General features: G+C 33.2%; 19 protein-coding genes. 5 read left to right on the top strand and 14 right to left on the bottom strand.

What is annotated here, in order from left to right:
* Positions 1 to 6: 6 nt before the first annotated feature.
* Entirely contained in the window at positions 7 to 1,248 is a 1,242-nt protein-coding gene (locus tag EV143_RS04855; protein WP_133506847.1) for a sensor histidine kinase, read from the top strand.
* 125 nt (positions 1,249 to 1,373) lie between these two features.
* Here the strand turns inward: EV143_RS04855 and EV143_RS04850 are convergent, their stop codons facing one another.
* The 6 genes from EV143_RS04850 to EV143_RS04825 all read right to left on the bottom strand — a co-directional run bounded on the left by EV143_RS04850 (position 1,374) and on the right by EV143_RS04825 (position 8,432).
* A complete protein-coding gene (locus EV143_RS04850) occupies positions 1,374 to 2,390 on the bottom strand; it encodes an FAD:protein FMN transferase (protein WP_133506846.1) in 1,017 nt (338 codons plus the stop codon).
* Positions 2,391 to 2,599: 209 nt separating this feature from the next.
* Positions 2,600 to 4,795 carry a PepSY domain-containing protein gene (locus EV143_RS04845; protein ID WP_133506845.1) on the bottom strand — a complete coding sequence of 732 codons (2,196 nt, stop codon included), beginning with the start codon at positions 4,793 to 4,795 and terminating at the stop codon, positions 2,600 to 2,602.
* A gap of 5 nt (positions 4,796 to 4,800) precedes the next feature.
* On the bottom strand, positions 4,801 to 5,280 hold the full coding sequence (locus EV143_RS04840) for a DUF2271 domain-containing protein (RefSeq protein WP_133506844.1): 480 nt from the start codon (positions 5,278 to 5,280) through the stop codon (positions 4,801 to 4,803).
* Positions 5,281 to 5,290: 10 nt separating this feature from the next.
* Positions 5,291 to 6,769: an ankyrin repeat domain-containing protein gene (locus tag EV143_RS04835; RefSeq protein WP_133506843.1), complete on the bottom strand. Its 1,479-nt coding sequence runs from the start codon at positions 6,767 to 6,769 to the stop codon at positions 5,291 to 5,293.
* 165 nt (positions 6,770 to 6,934) lie between these two features.
* Positions 6,935 to 7,369 (bottom strand): DUF1810 domain-containing protein, encoded by a 435-nt coding sequence (locus tag EV143_RS04830; RefSeq protein WP_133506842.1) that lies wholly within the window; start codon positions 7,367 to 7,369, stop codon positions 6,935 to 6,937.
* Positions 7,370 to 7,589: 220 nt separating this feature from the next.
* Positions 7,590 to 8,432 carry an AraC family transcriptional regulator gene (locus EV143_RS04825; protein WP_133506841.1) on the bottom strand — a complete coding sequence of 281 codons (843 nt, stop codon included), beginning with the start codon at positions 8,430 to 8,432 and terminating at the stop codon, positions 7,590 to 7,592.
* Positions 8,433 to 8,525: 93 nt separating this feature from the next.
* Between EV143_RS04825 and EV143_RS04820 the strand changes: the two genes are divergently transcribed.
* From EV143_RS04820 to EV143_RS04810, 3 genes are all read left to right on the top strand, one after another.
* On the top strand, positions 8,526 to 9,521 hold the full coding sequence (locus EV143_RS04820; RefSeq protein ID WP_133506840.1) for an SLAC1 family transporter: 996 nt from the start codon (positions 8,526 to 8,528) through the stop codon (positions 9,519 to 9,521).
* 208 nt (positions 9,522 to 9,729) lie between these two features.
* Positions 9,730 to 10,311 (top strand): TetR/AcrR family transcriptional regulator, encoded by a 582-nt coding sequence (locus EV143_RS04815; RefSeq protein WP_133506839.1) that lies wholly within the window; start codon positions 9,730 to 9,732, stop codon positions 10,309 to 10,311.
* A 64-nt stretch (positions 10,312 to 10,375) separates the two neighbouring features.
* Positions 10,376 to 11,590 carry an MFS transporter gene (locus EV143_RS04810; protein WP_133506838.1) on the top strand — a complete coding sequence of 405 codons (1,215 nt, stop codon included), beginning with the start codon at positions 10,376 to 10,378 and terminating at the stop codon, positions 11,588 to 11,590.
* A 93-nt stretch (positions 11,591 to 11,683) separates the two neighbouring features.
* Here EV143_RS04810 and EV143_RS04805 read toward each other — a convergent pair whose 3' ends face one another.
* From EV143_RS04805 to EV143_RS04795, 3 genes are all read right to left on the bottom strand, one after another.
* Positions 11,684 to 12,127, bottom strand: a complete 444-nt coding sequence (locus EV143_RS04805; RefSeq protein ID WP_133506837.1) for a thiol-disulfide oxidoreductase DCC family protein — start codon at positions 12,125 to 12,127, stop codon at positions 11,684 to 11,686.
* A gap of 11 nt (positions 12,128 to 12,138) precedes the next feature.
* A complete protein-coding gene (locus EV143_RS04800; RefSeq protein WP_133506836.1) occupies positions 12,139 to 12,444 on the bottom strand; it encodes a GIY-YIG nuclease family protein in 306 nt (101 codons plus the stop codon).
* 149 nt (positions 12,445 to 12,593) lie between these two features.
* Positions 12,594 to 14,759 carry an endonuclease MutS2 gene (locus EV143_RS04795; RefSeq protein WP_133506835.1) on the bottom strand — a complete coding sequence of 722 codons (2,166 nt, stop codon included), beginning with the start codon at positions 14,757 to 14,759 and terminating at the stop codon, positions 12,594 to 12,596.
* Positions 14,760 to 14,891: 132 nt separating this feature from the next.
* Between EV143_RS04795 and EV143_RS04790 the strand changes: the two genes are divergently transcribed.
* Positions 14,892 to 15,557 (top strand): uracil-DNA glycosylase, encoded by a 666-nt coding sequence (locus EV143_RS04790; protein WP_133506834.1) that lies wholly within the window; start codon positions 14,892 to 14,894, stop codon positions 15,555 to 15,557.
* Positions 15,558 to 15,662: 105 nt separating this feature from the next.
* On the opposite strand, the gene EV143_RS04785 is transcribed toward EV143_RS04790, so the two are convergent.
* The 5 genes from EV143_RS04785 to porX all read right to left on the bottom strand — a co-directional run bounded on the left by EV143_RS04785 (position 15,663) and on the right by porX (position 19,974).
* Positions 15,663 to 16,049, bottom strand: coding sequence for a DUF4258 domain-containing protein (locus EV143_RS04785; protein ID WP_133506833.1), 387 nt, complete (start codon positions 16,047 to 16,049; stop codon positions 15,663 to 15,665).
* A gap of 36 nt (positions 16,050 to 16,085) precedes the next feature.
* The gene (locus tag EV143_RS04780; RefSeq protein WP_133506832.1) at positions 16,086 to 17,285 is read right to left on the bottom strand and encodes an alanine dehydrogenase; all 1,200 of its coding nucleotides are present in this window, start codon (positions 17,283 to 17,285) and stop codon (positions 16,086 to 16,088) included.
* Positions 17,286 to 17,368: 83 nt separating this feature from the next.
* The gene (locus tag EV143_RS04775; protein WP_133506831.1) at positions 17,369 to 17,842 is read right to left on the bottom strand and encodes a GNAT family N-acetyltransferase; all 474 of its coding nucleotides are present in this window, start codon (positions 17,840 to 17,842) and stop codon (positions 17,369 to 17,371) included.
* Positions 17,843 to 17,900: 58 nt separating this feature from the next.
* Positions 17,901 to 18,308, bottom strand: a complete 408-nt coding sequence (gene tsaE, locus EV143_RS04770; RefSeq protein ID WP_133506830.1) for a tRNA (adenosine(37)-N6)-threonylcarbamoyltransferase complex ATPase subunit type 1 TsaE — start codon at positions 18,306 to 18,308, stop codon at positions 17,901 to 17,903.
* Positions 18,309 to 18,420: 112 nt separating this feature from the next.
* The gene (gene porX, locus EV143_RS04765) at positions 18,421 to 19,974 is read right to left on the bottom strand and encodes a T9SS response regulator signal transducer PorX (protein ID WP_133506829.1); all 1,554 of its coding nucleotides are present in this window, start codon (positions 19,972 to 19,974) and stop codon (positions 18,421 to 18,423) included.
* Positions 19,975 to 20,172: the final 198 nt, after the last annotated feature.

Genomic DNA, 20,172 nt, shown 5'->3' with positions numbered 1-20,172 from the left:
TACTCAATGAATAGTATAATTGCAGATCCAATCAAAATTTTGATTGTGGATGACAAGAAAGAAAATCTGCTTTCATTACAGGTTATTCTGGCCGACAGAGGATATAAATTTGTCGAGGCATCTTCCGGAAAAGATGCCTTGCGAATTCTCTTGAAGAATCAGGACTTTGCAATAATATTGATGGATGTACAAATGCCATTGATGGATGGTTTTGAAACGGCTGAGTTAATTCGTCAGAGCGAGAAACTCAAACATGTTCCGATCATCTTTCTGACTGCCAATATGAATACCACCGAATATATTTTTAAAGGATATCAGTCCGGAGCCGTAGATTATATGATTAAACCTTTGTCTCCTGAAATATTGCAGGCCAAAGTGATGGTATTTACCGAATTATTTAAGAAAAACCAGGAATTAAGAATAAGGGAAGAAGAAGCTACCAGATTAAATGAAATGATTTTAAAGGCTAACGCCAAGCTCGAAGCACAATATGCCGCTATAGAAAAACATGCCGAAGAACTGAAAAAGAAAAACATGGAACTTGATGCGTTTACCTACATTTCAAGTCATGATCTTCAGGAACCTTTACGAAAAATACAGACGTTTACCAATCTTATACTTTCGAACGAATCTGGGAATTTGTCTGAAGATGGAAAAGTAAAGTTTACCAGAATTCTTTATGCGACCAACAGAATGAGGGAACTTATTAATAGTTTACTTTCTTTTTCGCGCACCACCATTGTCGATCGCAGTTTCGAAAATGTCGACTTAAATACTATTATCGCAAATGTTCAGGAAGCATTGCATGAAAATATAGCAGAAAAAAATGCTGTAATTATTACGAATTTGCACGGTGTAGCCAATATTATTCCTTTTCAGTTTATACAATTGATGGAAAATTTGATTCATAATGCGATTAAATTTGCGAGAGAAGATGTTCCGTTACAAATCGAAATCACAAGCCGCATAGCTTTGGGATCAGAATTAGGAAATGATAAATTGTTACCAAACAACAATTATTGCCACATCTGTTTTGGCGATAACGGAATAGGATTTGATGCACAGCACAGTGAAAAAATCTTTGGTGTTTTCCAAAAGCTGCACAGCAAAGATGTTTATGAAGGAACCGGAATTGGACTTGCCATTGTAAAGAAAATTGTAGAAAACCATAACGGCTACATCTCAGCAACCGGCGAACCTAATAATGGAGCAAAATTCAATATTTACATTCCACATACTGCCGCATAAGTAATAATTACGATATAGTTGTATTTTAAAATCAGATACAATGATTAGTGTTTGATTAATAAAGGTTTTAATTGATGTAAGACCTTTTGACTTTATGACTTTTAAACTTTCGACTTACTTAAGTATTAAATTTTAGGATGAAATTTAGCGATATTAAAGTTTTTCGATTTAATAATTTTTCCGTTATCCTTAATCATAACGCAGCTGTATTCAGGATATTTGTTAATTAATTCCAGTCCGGCTTTTTTTCCTAAAACCATTATAGAAGTACTAAATCCGTTTGCCATTTCAGCATTCGGACCAAAAATACTAACACTGCAAAGTCCCGTTGAAGGATATCCTGTTGCAGGATTTATAATGTGAGAATAGCGTTTACCGTTTAAAACAACAAATTTTTCATAACTTCCTGATGTTGTTACAGCGCCGTTTTTTATCGGTACTATCGCAAAAAGTTTATTCGTATCAAAAGGATTTGTCATTCCTATATTCCAGTCTTTGCCATTAGGTTGCGTTCCCCAGGCCGTTAGGTCTCCCGAAGCATTTACAATTCCGGCTTTTATTCCTTTAGACAGCATTAAATCTTTGCATTTATTGGTGGCATAACCTTCGCCCAAAGCCCCAAAACCAATTTTCATTCCTTTTAATTTTAAAAAGATTGTAGATTGAACGCTATCAAGAATGATATTTTGATAACCCACTTTTGCAACCGATGCTTTGATAGCTTCAGGAGTTGGCATGGTTGTCATTGAACCATCAAATTTCCAGATTCTATCCATCGCGGCAAAGCTTACATCAAAACCGCCGTTGGTAATTTTCGAAAACTGAAGTGCTCTTTGCGTTAATTCAAAAACCTCACGATCTACTTTTACAGGACTAATTCCAGCGTTTCGATTTACTTCTGAAACCTGAGAACTTGGTTTCCAGTCTGATATCAGGTTTTCAATTCGTGTAATTTCGGCAATAACTTCATCAATAGAATTTTCTGCCTTTAAAGAATCATTTGCTACAATAGAAATATCAAAACGGCCACCCATCAGCATTGTCGTTCTTTTATGTAAAACTTGTGCATTCGACATAAAGCAACATCCCAATAAAAAAAGGGTTGTGAATGATTTTAAATATGTAGTGCATTTACTTTTCATAATTATTTGTTTTTCACGACACATATATAGAACGCGGATGATGCAGATTCGCTAAAGCGAAGACGCGGATTAAAGCGGGTTTTCTTATTTTAATATGAATAAAAAAACTAAAAAATCCGTTTTAATCCGTGTTTTTACGAAGTAAATCCGTGTCATCCGCGTTCATTTTAAACTATGTTAATACAACTATATGAAAAAAATAGGATCTATTAATAACAATCTGTAAGCAATTGTTTGTTTTTCTTATAATGAGAAAGTGTAGTATTATTTTCTAAACAAATCATTTCCAAAACTTTTTCTACATCTTGTTGCATCGCTAGCGAACCACAAATCATGATTTTTCCACCTTGTTGCAGCAAATTAGCAAAGAAATCAGCATCTTTTAGAATCAAATCCATCACATAACATTCATTTTGTTCTCTCGAAAAAGCAATATGAAAACTGTTTAGGTTTTTTTTATTGATTTGTTCTGTTGCAAATTGTTTGTATTTAATAATCGTCTCCGTTTCATTTCTGAAACCGCAATATAAATGACATTCAGTTCTGTTTTTGTTAGCTTCAATCATTCCTAAAAATGGAGCAATTCCCGTGCCGTTAGCAATCATCGCCACTAAAGGCGCTTTTTTAGGAAAATGAAATCCGGTATTCTCAATAGTTCTTGCTTTGATAACAGCTCCGGTTTCAAGTCGATTTAAATAACCTGAACCCAAACCGTTTTCGTGAAATTTCACCACCAATTGTATGTTTCCGTTGCTTTTGCTTATTGAATAAAAACGATCTCTTCCGTCGCCTGCGGGATAAATGGCCAACAAATCGCCAGAAGTGAATTTAGTTCGCATTCGCGGGCGTAAAGTCAGCATAAAAGTATGATCTGTTTCAGATAATTTTGTTTTTTCTAAAACCTTCATTTTTTGCAAACCTGTTGGTTTTTGCGCATAATAAGCGGGTGTAACATTCAGGTGAATTCCTGTTTTTGTACTCCAGTCTTTTACCCAATCTGTAAATTGTACAGGCGATTTATCATCGATAGTATGCAAATCTAAAAGCATATTACTCCAGGTTTGACTTGCTAAAACAGCATTAACTTCTTTTGCAAATCCACAAAAATCAGGATATGATTTCGAACCAAAACCAACTACAGATACATTGATCTTTTTATCTTGTTGAAATTGATTGAGAAGTGATAAAAATTTCCCTCCGTTTGAAGGTGCATCGCCCAAACCGTGTGTCGAAGAAAAAATGATAATATGTTCTGCTTCCGGAAATTGTTTGTAATGATTTAATCCTCCCAAATAAGAAGAAAATCCATTTTTAAGCAATTGTGTATGAATGGCATTAGCAAAACGAAATGTACTGCCGTTTTCTGATCCGGCCAATAAAATGAAACGGCTTTCCTTTGCTTTGTATTTGTTTTTGATTCGGGTTTCTTTACGTTTTAATGTCATCGTAAATCCCGAATAAATAAAGAACAGAATATTGGCAGATGCAATTGCTAAAAATATCGCCCAAAACATATTCGCACGCCCGGTATGAAGATCGAGACTTAAGTTTTCGAAAATTACCGTTGAAGGGTAGGGCATATCGCGTAAAATTTGTCCTGTAAACTGATTTACCTGCAATTCACGATCTGTAAGTTTTAGTATAAAAACCTCTTTCGGATCTTCAGTATCAAAGGGAAATTCTATTTTTTGTACGTCAGCAAGTTTGGTTTTTTTGAAAATTTCAAAATTGACAATATCTTGTTTTTTCGCTTTTGCATCAAATTTAATTTCCTTTGAATGGATTTTATCTTCGGTGAAAACCTTAAATCTTAAAAGCGAAAGATACGTTCCTGAAAGCGCAATTATGAAAATAGGAATAAACATAAGCCTTCCTAAAACAACATGGTAATATTGTGTAAAATTTTCTTTAACGATTTTAGAGAAGAATCGGCGAAAGCCTTTTTGTCTTTGTAACACCAATGCAATGCCGGAAATTGCTATTAAAAAAAGTAAAAAAGAGTTGACTCCAATAATAAAACGCCCCGTTTCATGCAAAAATAGCGAACGGTGAAGCGAAGTAACCCATTGTATAAACTCGCTTTTCTTTTCGGGTTTGCCCAAGACTTTTCCTGTTTCAGGATTTACATACGCATCAATATCGTTGCCATCTTCATCAAGGCCTTTAAGAGTTGTAAATTTATTGTGGTTGATGTTGATTTCACTGATTTCTAAGTAGTTCTTTTGCAATGCGGGAATTACTTGTGCAACCGTTAAATCATTAAAATTAGCAACGCTGTAAGGCTGTATTTTCTCCTGTGCAGCATCGATGGCAAGTACAATTCCTGTTACGGATGCCATGATAAGAAACAGAGAAGAAAATACAGCCAAAGTTAAATGCGCGTATCTCCAGACGGATAATGTCATGCGCCTTATATCTTGTTGATTTTTACATATCTGATGTAACCTTTTCCTTCTGCTTTTTCTGCCATTCCTTCTGTAGTCAAGAGTATTTCGGCATCAGTTACATGGTATTTCTGGTCTTCCACAGCAGTTTCAAAACGCAGTTTGTAACCTTTGTTAATTTTAGAAGATGCAATTTCAAATGTTGTTACACTGCGATCGCCTCCGGTTACAGAAGCGCCTGTTTTAGCGCTGATATCCGGTTTTTTAGAATAAAATTTATACCATTCTTTAATGCTTTTGTACCATTTTTTATCATCGCCCATAACAGACAATGTTTCTACATATTCTCCCTTAGCATCAATAAGCGAAACTACTATATAAGCACCTTCTCCCACGTAATTAGACATTTGCAAAAGGCATTTGTATTTGTCAGTTTGTGCTGATGCCTGAAACGAGAACAGACATGCAAATGCTGCCATTAAGCAGATTTTAGATAATGATTTCATGTATAATTATTTATTTTAAAAACTCAACCGATGTATTATTCTTTTTCAAAACTTCATTTTCTTTTGCAAGATCATAAGCGGTTTCATCAAATTCTGTTTTGATGTCTTTTTTAGCGCCCAATGCTATTAAATATTTTAAAATAGCATCATCTTTGGCTACCATTGCAGCTTTATGCAAGGCTGTTAATCCTTCTTTATTTTTAGCATTAACATCAACATTAAGCCCTTCCAGTTTTTTAAGCAGATTGATATTGTTCTTAATTACAGCAGTATGCAAAACGGTATTTCCATCTTTTTGAGGAGCTGCAAAATCAATTCCTTTGCTTTTTAAAACTGTCAATTTATCTGTAAAATCATCTTTTTGCGATGTTTCTCTCGCTCTAAAAGAATCTACAAGATAAAAAGCCAGATTATTTCCGTTATTATCTTTACTATTTATATCAGCTCCTTTAGTTAAAAGTAAGGATACAACTTCCGCAGAACCGCCTTTTACAGCTTGCGTTAATGCAGATTCTCCTTTAGTATTTACAGCATTTATGTTCTTAACTTTTGGCAATAAGGTTTGTAATAATTCAATGTCTTTTCCTTCTGATGCTAAAATGAAAGCTGTATTTCCTTCTTTATCAGCCTTATTTACGTCTACACCTTTATCGATAAAATATTTTACAATTTCAGTCTGTTTTTCCTTGCGTGCCAAAACATGAAGTACCGTTTGTCCGTTTGGAGAAGTTACCGTAGGTTTTAGTTTCAAATCCTCAATCAAATATTTATAAACTTCGATTGGGGCAGAGCTGCGGCGCATTCCCTGCGCAGCTATTAAAATAGCATTGTCCGTATATTTTACTCCTTTTGCTGCAAGTGATTTCAGTAAATCAATATTTCCTGATCTGGCTGCATAGTTAAAAGCCGTATTTCCATTGTTATCAACGTCTTTTAGCGATAAACCTTTTGACACAAGATAATTGGTAATAGTCAGGTCTTTATCATTAGGTATTGAAAGTAAAAGCAGGTTTGCTCCGTCGGCATACTTTTTTTTAGGATCGACTCCCGCTTTAAAAAGAGCGTCAAATGTTGCAGGATTAGCTACTCCTGAGCCGGCAGCAAATGCAATTGGAGTTGTTCCGTGACTGTCTTCTAAATTAATATCAGAACCTTTAGCAATAAAAAAATCAACTAGTTCAGTATTTCCTTTATAAGCTGCCCAATGCAAATAAATGCGGCCGTCATGTGTTGGTTTTTTAACGCCGTTGCCTGGAAGATCAGCTAAATACTTCACAACTTCGTTTGAAGCGCCATTATTGATCGCTAAAACTGTTGGATCGAACGCAAATGCGTTTGACTCTGCAGGATTATTTCCTTTAGCAATTTCAGATTTTACCGTCGTTAAATCTGGAGATGTTTTCCAGAAGTTTGCATCTAAAAGCTTGTTTTGTTGAGCGTTAACAAACACTGATGCCAAAAGTAATGCTGTAAAAAGTATTTTTTTCATAGTTTCGATTTAACGAATGGATATAGATTTAACGAAAATTTCCGCTACGGAATTTCGAAGCGGAAAGTTATTGCTTATTTAGAATATTTCCAAATAATAAATACCAGTTATGATTATTTTTTGCTTTTTAAGCTAGATATTACTTTAATGTGTTGATTGATAGATTTATAAATTGCCGTATAGCAATTGTATGGTATGAAAATCTAAACCTCCATCAAAATATTTATTGATTATTTCCTGAAAAACAGGTTCTGTATTTTGAATACTTGCGAACAACGTCATGCTTGATTTTAATTTTTCGGCATCACTTAATCCGAGAATTTCCAGAGCACTTCTTTCATTGGTATTATAGAGTTCCCTTGTAATTTCAATAAGATGTTTTCCCAGAATTGGATGTTCTAAATAAGCTATGGCCTCGTCAGCATTTTGAATTTCATAAAATTTAGAAGTATCGCTTGAACCCAATCCTTTTATTTGTGGAAATATGAACCACATCCAAGGCGATTCTTTTTTTCCTTTTTTAATTTCAGAAAGAGCAACTAAGTATAATTTATTTTGGGCGTCTAAAAAGCGAACCAAATTATTTGTATTGTAAGCCATTCTATTTTGGTATTTATCGGGGTAATTCGGTCGTAAAACTAATCAAAATATATTGTGATTTACATTACTAAACCGTTATAAATAGATTTTTTTTTGCTTATTTTAATGGTGTAAAAAAAATCCTATTTGTTTGCGTAATAGTGGTTAACTCTCAGATTCTTACAAAAACGTATATCGTTTTTGAAATAAAATCAGATTGGTATTAAATTTTAAGAATAACCTAATTTATACTTGTCGATTTTCTAAAAGCAGATGGAGTAGTGCCATGATGTTTTTTAAATATCTTATTGAGATGGCTTTCATCATTAAAACCCAATTCATTTGCGATTTCTCCAACACGCAAATCACTGTATAACAGTCTATTTTCGACCAATTTTATTCGGTATTTCGAAATATAATCCTGTAAAGTTTCATTAGCCTGTTTTTTAAAATAGCGACCAAGATATGTTTCAGAAATTCCAAATTTTTCGCTCATTATTGAAACGCTCAATTTTTCTGGTTCATAAATATTTGTTTGAATATATTCAAGAATCGTATGAGCCTTACCGTCAGATTGTTTGTTGATGTTTTCAGGAAGATATTCAGAAATATTTCTGGCAATAATAACAATCAAAGTATTAATTAATAATTGAATTAATTCTGTATTGTAAAGCGTAGGATTTTGATATTCATGTCGAATCGCTTCAATAACAGGATGAACCAGATTTTTATCTGTTACTCTTTTTAAGATACAACCCGGCTGATGATGCGCGTGCTGTAAGATATATTCTAATTTGTAAAGACTATTAGAAGTGAAAGGACCATTTTTAATATAAATATCCGTAAAACGCAACAGAAAAATAGTCGTAGGCGTTTTTATTTGTAACGAATGAGAATCGTGAGGTGTTACTAAAAAAAGATCTCCGGGCTTATAAACCAATCGATTATCATTGATCGTTTGTACGCCGGTTCCGGAAACAATATAAATCAATTCAAAGAAATTATTTCCCACTTCAGTGTGAAGTGATTCTTCGACTTCCTTAAAAATAATTTCATAAGGAAGATATAGATTATTCTTAGCCATAACAGAATATTACTAAATTAACGAATAATTTTACAATTTAAAAACAACTTAATCAGTATAATTTTGCTCAAAGTTAAATCAAATATTTTAATTATGGACAAAATTGTAAACAAAACAGCACAACAAGAATCTCAAATACAAAAGATTACGTTGCCAATTGCACCGGCATCTTTTTTTGCAATGACTTTGGGATTGGCAGAAACAGGAAACGCCTGGAGAAATGCAACTACTTTATGGAGTATGCCTTGGTATATTGGTGAAATTTTAGAGGCTTTAGCCGTACTTTCATTTGTTTGGTGGATTACACTTTACATCAACAAATGGATTCAGCACAGAAAATTGGCCGTAAATGAATTCAATGACCCGGTGCAATCTTCCTTTCTAGCTTTAATTCCTGAATCTATAATTTTGATGGCTTTGGCGTTGCATATTTACAGCGAATCAATTGCGATTTCTTTGTTTTGGATTGGTTCCATTTTAAATCTTATATATGGCGCGTACCGACTTTCAACATTGTGGACAAAAGAACGTTCGGCAGATCAAACAACGCCATCTTTATTTTTAACCTTTACTGCAAGTATTTTAGTGAATGCGCTGGTTGCCGGGATATTGACTTATAATCATTACGGATTTTTATTGCTCGGAATTGGAACTATTTCCTGGTTAATAATGGATTCTGTCATTACACAACAATTAACCGTTGGCGGACTGGGCGCTAAAACCAGAAACTTTATGGGAATTTATATGGCGCCGCCGGTAATTTTATTTGTAGCCTATCAAGTTTTGGCAGAAGATACTTTAAACATTCCAATTACTTATGGTTTAATGGGTTATGCGTTATTCATTTTCGTTGCTATAACCTTCGCGATAAAATGGCTAAAAGAACAGGCTTTTGCTCCGGGATATTGGGCGTATACTTTCGGGATTGCAACATTATCTCAAGGATTGTCAATATTTGCGTTAAAAACATCAGATGCAGCCGTTACCACAGTTGCTTTGATTGTATTTTGTCTTACCAATCTTTTGGTTTTAAGCGTTATAATTGGCTCTATAAAATTGATTCTAAAAGGAAATTATTTTCCAAAATAAATCTGTTTGTATATCGGTTGCTAAATCTTTGTCAAAGGTTTAAACTTTGACAAAGATTTGCCTAAGAATCATAATAACTTTAATTGAACTTTAGCCATTGACTTTAACCCATTTGAATGTACGCTACAGCTAGTTTTTAAAATAAAAGTTAAAATTCTTGTATAATTAGACCGATCGGTCTTATATTTGCGTCATAAAATTTGGAATCATGAATAAAGCAGAAAGAACCAGACAATTTATTATCGAAGCATCAGCTCCTATAATTAACAGAAAGGGAATGGCCGGGACTTCATTAACAGATATAATGCACGCTACTAAGTTGGCAAAAGGAGGTATTTACGGGAATTTTGAAAGTAAAGAAGAAATTTGCATAGCATCATTTTCTTATCTGAGATCTCAATTAGTAAACAAACTTGAAACAGCAGTTTCTCAAGGTAAAACGGCTAAAGAAAAGTTATATAACGTATTAGAAATTTACAGAAATGATAAAAATATGATAGATGGATGTCCTATTTTGAATTTTGGAGCAGAGGCTGACGATACAAATCCCGCGATTAAAGAACTTATAAAAAACGCAATTCAGTCAGCACAAAAAAGATTCTTCAATATAATAGCGTTTGGCATCACAAATAAAGAAGTATCGCCAGATATAAATCCGGAAGATTTTAGTATAAAAGTTTTTGCTATGATTGAAGGGTCCATTTTATGTAGAAAAGTATTAGAAAGTAATCACCAAATGGAAATTATTCTAAACAGCATCCAAAATGAATTTGAAAAATATGTCGTATAACATATTTTTTTTGAACAATTTAAGACCGATCGGTCTAATTATTTATTAATATTAATTTAAAAGAATGAGAAATTTAAAAGAAAATCATAAAGGCTTTAGTACTTTATTAGCGTTGTCCTTAATTCCGTTGTCCGGATTTGCAACAGATATTTATTTGCCATCGCTTCCGGCAATGGCAAAAGACCTCCACGTTTCGGCAGGAGCAATTCAGCTTTCGCTTGTGTTTTTTATGTTTAGTTTAGGCGTGAGCCAGATTTTTATAGGAAGTATATTAGACAGTTTCGGGCGTTTTAAAATCAACATTGCATCGCTTGCGGTGTTTTCAATTACCAGTTTTGTTATTGCTTTAGTTCCCGATATTTACGTTATATATGCTATGCGAATCATTCAGGGAATCGCCATTGCTTTTATTGTAATTGCAAAGCGAGCCTATTTTGTAGATTTATATTCCGGTGAAAAACTGAAAAGTTACATCAGTTTATTTTCCATTATTTGGGCTTGTGCACCAATTATGGCGCCATTTTTAGGAGGTTATTTAGAACATAGTTTTGGCTGGAGATCCAACTTTTATTTCCTTGGCGGATTATCATTGCTTTTCCTCATTCTGGAACTTTTATACAGTGGTGAATCTTTAAAATATTTTCATCCTTTTAAATTAAAAACCATTGTACAAACCTATTCAGGAATGCTAAAATCAGGAGATTTTACACTAGGCGTATTAATTTTGGGAATCTGTTTCGGTCTTGTTGTCGTTTATAGTTTATCAAGTCCGTTTATTGTAGAACGCGTATTGGGATATTCAGCGATCACAACAGGTTACAGTTCCTTATTATCTGGTTTATCCGTTATGGCGGGTGGGATTATTGCCAAATCGCTTATTCATGAACCTCTGGCTAAAAAAGTAACCATCGCAGTTTCTGTACAGGTTATTTTAGTATTGATTATGATTTCTACGGCTTCGATAACAAGTAATATTTACACTTTAGTTGGTTTCACAATGGGAATCAATGTTTGTGGAGGATTTATTTTTAATAATATTTATGGATATTGTTTAAGCCGTTTTTCTAAAAATGCCGGAGTAGCCAGCGGACTTACAGGCGGAGGAACATATATGGTAAGTTCAATTTTTAGCTACGGATTTGTAAATTTATACGCGGTAAAAAGCCAGTTATTATTAGGATTTGCAAACATTTCCCTAATTTTTATTATCGTTATTATTTTTATGGTTTTTAATAAATACAGAATAATGAATTTAAAACCTGAACCTATTAAATCATAAAGTTCAAATTTCAAATAAAAAATTCCAAATTTCAAAACTTATTGGAATTTGGAATTTTTTATGAATTGTTCTCATTTTATACGCTAAAAGGATTTACAAAAACTTAGCTTTTAATTCCGGTGTCGGTATCATGCAGCTTTCTTTTTTGCCATACCATTTGTATCGGTTTTTAGCAATATAATCGTAAATATAATTTCGAAGTTTTTCAGGAAGGATTTTAAAAACAGAAAGTAAACTGTAAATTCCACCCAATTCTTCTGCAATTTCAATAACTGCTGAAGATTTATAATAATAAGCAACACCAGGATTGTATAAAATAATGCTGTCAATTTTAGTTTGATCAACTCCAATATAATTGCAAATCTCAATTCCTATTTCCGATTGTAAAGCGACAAATCTGAATGTGTCTTTTTTATCATGTTTAATGATAAACTGAACCGCGCCATTACAAAGGTTGCAAATACCGTCGAAGAGGATTATTTTTTTATTCTCAACAGTCCTTGCGAGGAACGAAGCAATCTCACTATTTTTTTCCATTTGCGTTGTAATTATACTGTCATTATATCTTCAATTTCTTCAAATAAATCTTTCCAGGTTGGATTTATCGAACGAATCAAATCATTTTTTGCCTCTCTTGATCCTGCCTTTATTTGCTTTTCTCTTGTTATTGCATCTTCAATCCATTGAAATTGCTCATAATAGACTAAAATGTTTACATTATATCTGGCGGAAAATGATTTTGGATACTTCTTATCTTTATGCTCCAAAATTCTGTGACGAAGATTTGAAGTTACACCAGTGTAAACTACCGTTTGGTATTTATTGGTGATTATATAAACAAATCCGGGTTTCATTTTTAATTCTTATTTTTTTGTCTTTGCGAGGAACGAAGCAATCTCATTTTGCATATTTTTTAATTAGAAAACGTGCTTTTTGATAGTGTGGTTGCTTCGTTCCTCGCAATGACTTTGCGTACGTGAAAAGGTTCAGTAAAACTATAATCCTACTTCTTCCCAGCCTCAACAAACTCCAGTTCATCTAAACTTACTTTCGAAGTAAAAATTCCGTAATTTACAGTTGCTTTGTTTTTTTCTATAGAATCAATACTTCCCACAGATCTTCCGTCTTGCATTCTAACTCTGTCGCCAACTTTTAAAACGGGTTTTGGTTTTTCTATAACAGGTTTAAGTTTCTTCTCTTTTTTCTCTTGTCGGATTTCTTCAACCTGAACAGAAACTTCGGCAATAACTTCTTTTTTCTTTTCGATTATCGCTTTTGCTTCCTTTGGAGTCGCTTTTTTACGTTTTGAATTTTCAATTTCAATAATTTTCAAAAACTCTCCAATAAGATCCTTTTTATTTTTGTTGTTGAAATACTTTTCAGCAATATCTTCAATTTTCTGACCAATGTAAATCGTTTTCTGGTTGCTGTCGTATAATTCCTGATAGCTTTCCAGTTTCTGTTTGATTTTTACATTGATGTTTTCCATCTTTTTGCTTTCTTCACGCGCTCTCGTTTCTTCTTCTTTCAAATTGATAGAAGTTTTTTCAAGCTTAGAACGTTCTTTTTGAAGCGTTGCAATCGTTTTATCAAAACGAACTTTACCAACTTCAATTTTCTTTTTAGCACGATTTATCAATCCAAACGGAATACCATTTTTCAACGCCACTTCAAAAGTAAACGAACTTCCGGCCTGACCCAAAGCCAGTTTATACATAGGCTCTAATGATTTTTCATCAAACATCATATTTGCATTTGTAGCAAAAGGCAATTCGTTCGCTAAAATTTTCAAATTTGAATAGTGCGTTGTAATAATTCCGAAAGCTTCACGATGGTAAAATTCTTCCAGGAAAATTTCCGCCAAAGCACCACCCAATTCAGGATCAGAACCAGTTCCGAATTCGTCAATTAAAAACATGGTTTTCTTGTTGCATTTCTTCAGGAAATAATTCATGTTTTTTAATCGGTAACTATAAGTACTTAAATGATTTTCAATAGATTGATTATCTCCAATATCGGTTAGGATTCTATCAAACAAGAAAGTTTCACTGCGTTCGTGAACCGGAATCAACATACCAGATTGCAGCATCAATTGTAATAAACCAACGGTTTTAAGCGAAATTGTTTTTCCACCGGCATTTGGTCCGGAAATTACAATAATTCTATTATCTTGTTTTAATTCAATAGTTTGCGGATGCGTAATCTCGTTCTTTTGTTTGTTGTTCAAATACAAAATAGGATGATATGCTTCTCTAAAAAACAACCTTCTTTCATCTGTAATCGTTGGTAAAATTCCGTTGATTCTATTTGCGTATTTTGCTTTTCCGGCAACAACATCAATATCACTTAAAAACTCCTGATATTCAATTAATATGGGCAAAAACGGACGAATTGCGTTTGATAATTGCTTTAGAATTCTGGTGATTTCTTCTTTTTCCTCGTATTCTAAATTGCTTAGTTCACGAGAATATTGCAGCGTTGCTTCTGGTTCAATATAAGCGATGCTTCCTGTTTTAGAACTTCCTAAAATAGAGCCTTTTACCTTACGACGATACATAGCTAAAACGGCTAAAACACGACGATTTTGAACAAAACTTTCCTTAATATCATCTAAGTAACCCAGACTATTATTGTGAGTAAGAGCAACTCCAAAACTTTGGTTTACTTTACCTCGAACAATATTCATGTTCTGGCGAATACTTAAAAGGGCAGGCGAGGCGTTGTCTTTTATTTCTCCGTATTTGTCTACAATAGCGTCAATTAGCGTAACAATATCTTTAGTATATTCAACCCTTGAAGCTCTTGCATTTAGATTTGGATAATAATCATCGAATTTTTTAAGGAAATTCAATAAGAAATTAGCTGTTGATGAAAGTGTTGCAATTTTTCTAAAACTCCCCACTTCCAGGAAACTGTCTTCAATTGCCAGAAACTTTATTTCGTGCGTTATCGCGTCAAATCCGTGATTGGGAATGGCGTTATTATTTTCAAAAGATGAAACATATTCTGATGTCTGCATTAAAGCCTGCATCAAAGTTTCTTTATCTCTAAATGGAGTTATTTGTAAAGCTTTTTCTTTTCCAATATCTGTATTACAGCCAGCTGAAATGGTTTCGAGCACTGTTGGAAATTGTAAATCTTGTAATGTTTTTTCGGTAATACTGATCATTTAATCTCTTTAAGAAAGTACAAGCAAAAGTACGAAAATAGTAGCATTGAATTCCATAAAGTTAAAGCTAAATTTTATTGGCTGCTAAATATGATTTCAATAAAAAAATCCTGAAATTCGCATAAAAAAATTATGGACGTAAAAATGCATTCTTCGTGGAAACCGGTTTTGAATGATGAATTTGAGAAATCCTATTTCAAAGAATTAATCGAATTTGTAAAATCTGAATATACTACTAAAACCTGTTATCCTAAAGGAAGTCAAATTTTTTCAGCATTTGATCATTGCCATTTTGATCAGGTAAAGGTTGTAATAATAGGACAAGATCCATATCACGGGCCAAAGCAGGCAAATGGTTTGTGTTTTTCTGTAAATGATGGAATTCCGTTTCCTCCGTCGCTTCAAAATATTTTCAAAGAAATCGAAACTGATTTAAACAAGCCGTTGCCTAAAACAGGAAATTTAGAACGTTGGGCAGATCAGGGTGTTTTTCTTTTAAACGCAACTTTAACCGTTCGACAATCTGAAGCCGGAAGCCATCAGGGAAAAGGCTGGGAAAAATTTACAGATGCTGTAATTAAAAAAATTTCTGCTGAGAGTGAAAATGTTGTCTTTTTACTTTGGGGAGGTTTTGCCCAAAAAAAAGCAGCATTAATTGACGCTTCAAAACATCATATTTTAAAATCTGGTCATCCTTCTCCGTTAAGCGCCAATAGAGGATTTTGGTTTGGGAATAAACATTTTAGTCAGACTAATGCTTTTCTAAAATCTAAAGGGATGAAAGAGATTGAATGGTAGCGATTAATTTTGTCATTTCGAGGAACTAGAAATCACATCCAGAGAGCAACGAGCGTGAATCCTTTATGTGATTTCTGGTTCCTCGAAATGACACAAATGCTTTGACTATTTTTCGACAGGTTTTTTTACAATCTCGTCAAGAATAGCTTTGTTTTCGTAGTTCACTACTTTTAATATAATTTCTTGATCTTTAGAAGTTTTTCCTTCGATGATATATAATTTTCCTTTTTTGAACGGAACATTACTTTGGTCAAAATCTACATCTCCGTAAGTCAATGTTTTTCTAATGTCAGAAGTGTCAACCCATTTTTCGTTTAAAGTCTGAATTGCTTTATCAGAATATTGAAAAGGTTTAGTCCGTAAATTATTTAAAACTCGGGCATTAGGAAAATAGTTGCAACGGGTATCTTTTCCACTAAAAACAAGGGCTACAAAAAAGCATCCCATAATCAAACCAATCAAATAATAAGCAAAACGGTGTACGAACTTCATGAAGTAATTTTTTTGCAAAGGTACATTAAAGTTCCTTTAAAATACAAGTAAATTAATATCGTTGTCCGGCAAATCAAACCATTCGCCAATTGCCTTATTTGTTAGGATTCCGTGGTATAAATAAATTCCGTTTTTAAGTCCTTTGTTGCATCTTATAGAACTTTCTAAACCACCATCGTCGGCAATTTGAAGCAGGTAAGGAGTTAGTATGTTACTTATTGATAATGAGGCAGTTTTAGAATATCTTGATGGAATATTTGGCACACAATAATGCAAAACATTACTTTTTATGAAAGTTGGTTTTTCGTGCGTTGTAACTTCTGAAGTTTCAAAACAACCTCCGGTATCAATGCTTACATCTACGATTACAGCTCCTTTTTTCATGTGTTCCACCATCGTTTCTGTCACGATAATCGGGCAGCGTTCTTTACCGCGCATGGCTCCAATAGCAACATCACAACGACGCAGAGCTTTTAGTAATGCTTTTTGCTGTACTGTAGAAGTAAAAATTCGTTGGTTTAAATTATTTTGTAAACGACGTAATTTGGTAATCGAGTTGTCAAAAACTTTTACATTTGCGCCTAAACCAATGGCGGTTTTTGCTGCAAATTCGCCTACAGTTCCAGCACCTAAAATAACAACTTCGGTAGGAGGAACTCCGGTTATATTTCCAAATAAAAGTCCTTTTCCAAATTCATCCGTAATCATTAATTCTGAGGCAATAAGAATAGATGCAGTTCCTGCAATTTCACTAAGTGATTTTACCGCCGGATAAGATCCGTCTTCATCTTTAATATATTCAAATGCGAGTGCAGTGATCTTTTTTTGTGATAAAGCTTCAAAATAAGCTTTCTTTTTTGTTTTTAACTGAATGGCAGAAATGATTATAGTTTCAGGATTAATCATTTCAATTTCAGCCAATGTTGGTGGCTCAACCTTTAAAAGCATCGGGCAACCAAAAACCTTTTTAGTATCTTTTGTTACTTCTGCTCCGGCGTCACTATATTCTTTATCAGAATAACTTGAACTTTCTCCGGCACCCGATTCAATCATAACGCGATGTCCTTCGTAAGTCAAAGAATTTACGGCGTCAGGCGTCAGGCAAATACGACGTTCCTGATAACTTGTTTCTTTAGGAATTCCTATGAAAAGCTCTCTTTTGAATCGGCCAACTTCAAGTTTTTCTTCTTGTGGCAACAATTGTTGTTTCGTAAATGGAGTTAAGGTTATTGACATGGATTGTGCGAAAAATTAAGGGTACAAATTACGTAAAAAGTTTTAAAATTAGTGCAAAAATTCTGCTAATAGTATTTTAATAATCAAGTCATTATTTTTTCCATTTTAATATCGGCCCTTTCGTAAATTCCATCTTCTAATGGAACTTCAACAAAACCAAATTTTTCATATAAATGAATAGCAGGAAGTAATTTTCTGTTCGAATATAAAAACAGTTTTTCTATCTTGTTTTCTTTAGCTACAGCAAAACAATGTACCAGTAATTTATTTCCAATTCCCAAACCTTGTGCTTTATCTGAAACGGCCATTTTACTCAATTCGAAAGTTGTATCATCAAATTTTAATAAAGAAAACGTTCCGATAATTTCTCCGTTGTATTTAGCGTAAAAAATCATTCCGCCTTTATCAATAATTTCTTCCTGAGGATTTGAAAGCGTTAATTCATCTTTTTCTTCAATTCTAAAATACTTTTGAAGCCATTCTATGTTTAAAGTTTTGATTGGCTCTTTTAAATCTGGAGAAAATGGAATTATTTCTACTGTATTTTGAAGGTTCATTGTAAATGTATATTGTTTCACAGTGATTCACGAAGTTTCACCAGGGTTCTCTGTGAAATTAAATTAGTTCTAATTTTCTTTTCCCATCTGCCAGTAACTCAATATTGATTTTTGAAGTTTCTTCAGGAAGCAGATTTTCGATTTTTTCAGACCATTCAATAAAACACCAATTTCCGGAATACAAATAATCATCAACTCCCATGTCAAGCGCTTCAGTTTCTTTATTTAAGCGGTAAAAATCAAAATGATAAACGATTTCATTTTTATTGGTATAATATTCATTAACCAAAGAAAATGTTGGACTGCTTGTCGCATCTTCAACGCCTAAATTTTTGCATAATTGCTTGATTAAAGTAGTTTTTCCAACACCCATTTCTCCATTAAAAAGAATGATTTTTTTTGGATTGGATGCTATAATTTTTTCTGCTACTTCCTGAATTTGATCTAATGAAAAAACGATATTCATGTTCTATTTTTTTTGCCACGAATTTCGCTAATTTTCACGAATTAAATTTGTATTTCTAATAGATTATTAAAAATAAATTAGTGCAAATTCGTGAAATTCGTGGCGATATATTTTATTTTGGATTAAATACCAAAAACGGAATAATCATTTCTTCTAATGAAATACCACCGTGTTGATATGTATTTTTATAATAACTTACATAATGATTGTAGTTGTTTACATAGGCTAAAAACAAATCATTTTTAGCAAAAATAAACGAACTGCTCATGTTAATGGCAGGCAAACCGATTGTTTTAGGCTCTTTTACCACGTAAACATCTTTTTGCTCATAGGTTAAACTACGTCCTGTTTTGTAGCGTAAATTTAAACTTGTATTTTTATCTCCAACAACTTTAGACGGGTTTTTCACATTAATCGTTCCGTGATCTGTAGTCAGGATTAATTTGAAACCTAAAAGTTGGGCTTGTTGAATAATTTCCAGTAATGGCGAATTTTTAAACCAGCTTAATGTTAGCGAACGATATGCTTTATCGTCTGAGGCCAACTCTTTTACAACGTCCATTTCTGTTTTGGCGTGCGACAACATGTCTACAAAATTATATACAACGGTTACTAAATCATTGCCCTTTAAAGCTTTGAAGTTTTCAGCTAGTTTTTTACCTCCGGCATAGTTGGTAATTTTAAAATAATCTTCTTTAAGATTTAGACCTAAACGTTTTAATTGCGCTGATAGAAATTCAGCTTCATAAAGGTTTTTTCCCCCATCTTCAACATCGTTTTTCCAATATTGCGGAAATTGTTTTTCCATTTCAGTTGGCAATAAACCAGAGAAAATAGCATTTCTGGCGTATTGTGTAGCCGTTGGAAGAATCGAAAAGTAAGGAACTTCTTTTTCTAATTTATAATAATTGGCGACAACGGTTTCAAAAGATTTCCATTGATCGTAACGTAAATTATCAATCACAACAAATAAAACAGGTTTGTCTTTCTTTTTGATTTCCGGAACTACCAATTCCTTAAATAAATTGTGCGATTGAATAGGTTTATCTGCTTTTGGTGCAAACCAGTCTTCGTAATTTCTTTCGATATATTTTCCGAATTGCGAATTGGCTTCTACCTTTTGCGATTCGAGTATTTCAATCATTCCCTGATCATTGATATTTTCAAGTTCTAATTCCCAAAAAATCAATTTTTTATAGAGTTCCACCCAATCTTCATAGGAGTTGACCATTGCCATTTCCATCGAAATTTTGCGAAATTCCTTTTGGTAATCTAAAGTCGTTTTTTCAGAAATTAACCTCGAATGATCCAGATTTTTCTTTAAACTCAATAAAATCTGATTCGGATTTACCGGTTTTATCAAATAATCAGCGATTTTAGAACCAATGGCTTCTTCCATTATATATTCTTCCTCACTTTTGGTAATCATAATCATCGGAGTCGCTGATTTTTTCTCTTTCATGTCCGAAAGTGTTTCCAATCCGCTCATCCCGGGCATATTTTCATCCAGAAAAACAATATCAAAATTGTCTTCTTCAAATAATGTTATCGCATCTAAACCATTATTACAAGTCGTTACAGCGTAGTTTTTCTTTTCCAGAAATAATATATGGGGCTTTAAAAGGTCGATTTCATCATCAACCCAAAGTATTTTTATCTTATCCATAAAACAAATTTAATTTTAATGCAATTTAGAAGTATAGAACTTAAAAAGTATTAAAAATAGTATAAAATTCAGAATAAGAAATGGAGTTTTTATTTATAAAACAATTTTGACTGTATTATCTTTTAACATTTACTTCGTGTAAAATGCTAATATTAAAGTAAAAACTAAAATCTCTTTATAGTTATTTCCTTATATTTG

The organism is Flavobacterium chryseum (assembly GCF_004362015.1).
Classification (GTDB): Bacteria; Bacteroidota; Bacteroidia; order Flavobacteriales; family Flavobacteriaceae; genus Flavobacterium.
This window is presented reverse-complemented; position numbering and strand designations above follow the sequence as displayed.

Coding starts and splice junctions, on each gene's coding strand:
- EV143_RS04855 (WP_133506847.1), top strand. CDS start 7: ATGAATAGTATAATTGCAGATCCAATCAAAATTTTGATTGTGGATGAC.
- EV143_RS04850 (WP_133506846.1), bottom strand. CDS start 2,390: ATGAAAAGTAAATGCACTACATATTTAAAATCATTCACAACCCTTTTT.
- EV143_RS04845 (WP_133506845.1), bottom strand. CDS start 4,795: ATGACATTATCCGTCTGGAGATACGCGCATTTAACTTTGGCTGTATTT.
- EV143_RS04840 (WP_133506844.1), bottom strand. CDS start 5,280: ATGAAATCATTATCTAAAATCTGCTTAATGGCAGCATTTGCATGTCTG.
- EV143_RS04835 (WP_133506843.1), bottom strand. CDS start 6,769: ATGAAAAAAATACTTTTTACAGCATTACTTTTGGCATCAGTGTTTGTT.
- EV143_RS04830 (WP_133506842.1), bottom strand. CDS start 7,369: ATGGCTTACAATACAAATAATTTGGTTCGCTTTTTAGACGCCCAAAAT.
- EV143_RS04825 (WP_133506841.1), bottom strand. CDS start 8,432: ATGGCTAAGAATAATCTATATCTTCCTTATGAAATTATTTTTAAGGAA.
- EV143_RS04820 (WP_133506840.1), top strand. CDS start 8,526: ATGGACAAAATTGTAAACAAAACAGCACAACAAGAATCTCAAATACAA.
- EV143_RS04815 (WP_133506839.1), top strand. CDS start 9,730: ATGAATAAAGCAGAAAGAACCAGACAATTTATTATCGAAGCATCAGCT.
- EV143_RS04810 (WP_133506838.1), top strand. CDS start 10,376: ATGAGAAATTTAAAAGAAAATCATAAAGGCTTTAGTACTTTATTAGCG.
- EV143_RS04805 (WP_133506837.1), bottom strand. CDS start 12,127: ATGGAAAAAAATAGTGAGATTGCTTCGTTCCTCGCAAGGACTGTTGAG.
- EV143_RS04800 (WP_133506836.1), bottom strand. CDS start 12,444: ATGAAACCCGGATTTGTTTATATAATCACCAATAAATACCAAACGGTA.
- EV143_RS04795 (WP_133506835.1), bottom strand. CDS start 14,759: ATGATCAGTATTACCGAAAAAACATTACAAGATTTACAATTTCCAACA.
- EV143_RS04790 (WP_133506834.1), top strand. CDS start 14,892: ATGGACGTAAAAATGCATTCTTCGTGGAAACCGGTTTTGAATGATGAA.
- EV143_RS04785 (WP_133506833.1), bottom strand. CDS start 16,049: ATGAAGTTCGTACACCGTTTTGCTTATTATTTGATTGGTTTGATTATG.
- EV143_RS04780 (WP_133506832.1), bottom strand. CDS start 17,285: ATGTCAATAACCTTAACTCCATTTACGAAACAACAATTGTTGCCACAA.
- EV143_RS04775 (WP_133506831.1), bottom strand. CDS start 17,842: ATGAACCTTCAAAATACAGTAGAAATAATTCCATTTTCTCCAGATTTA.
- tsaE (WP_133506830.1), bottom strand. CDS start 18,308: ATGAATATCGTTTTTTCATTAGATCAAATTCAGGAAGTAGCAGAAAAA.
- porX (WP_133506829.1), bottom strand. CDS start 19,974: ATGGATAAGATAAAAATACTTTGGGTTGATGATGAAATCGACCTTTTA.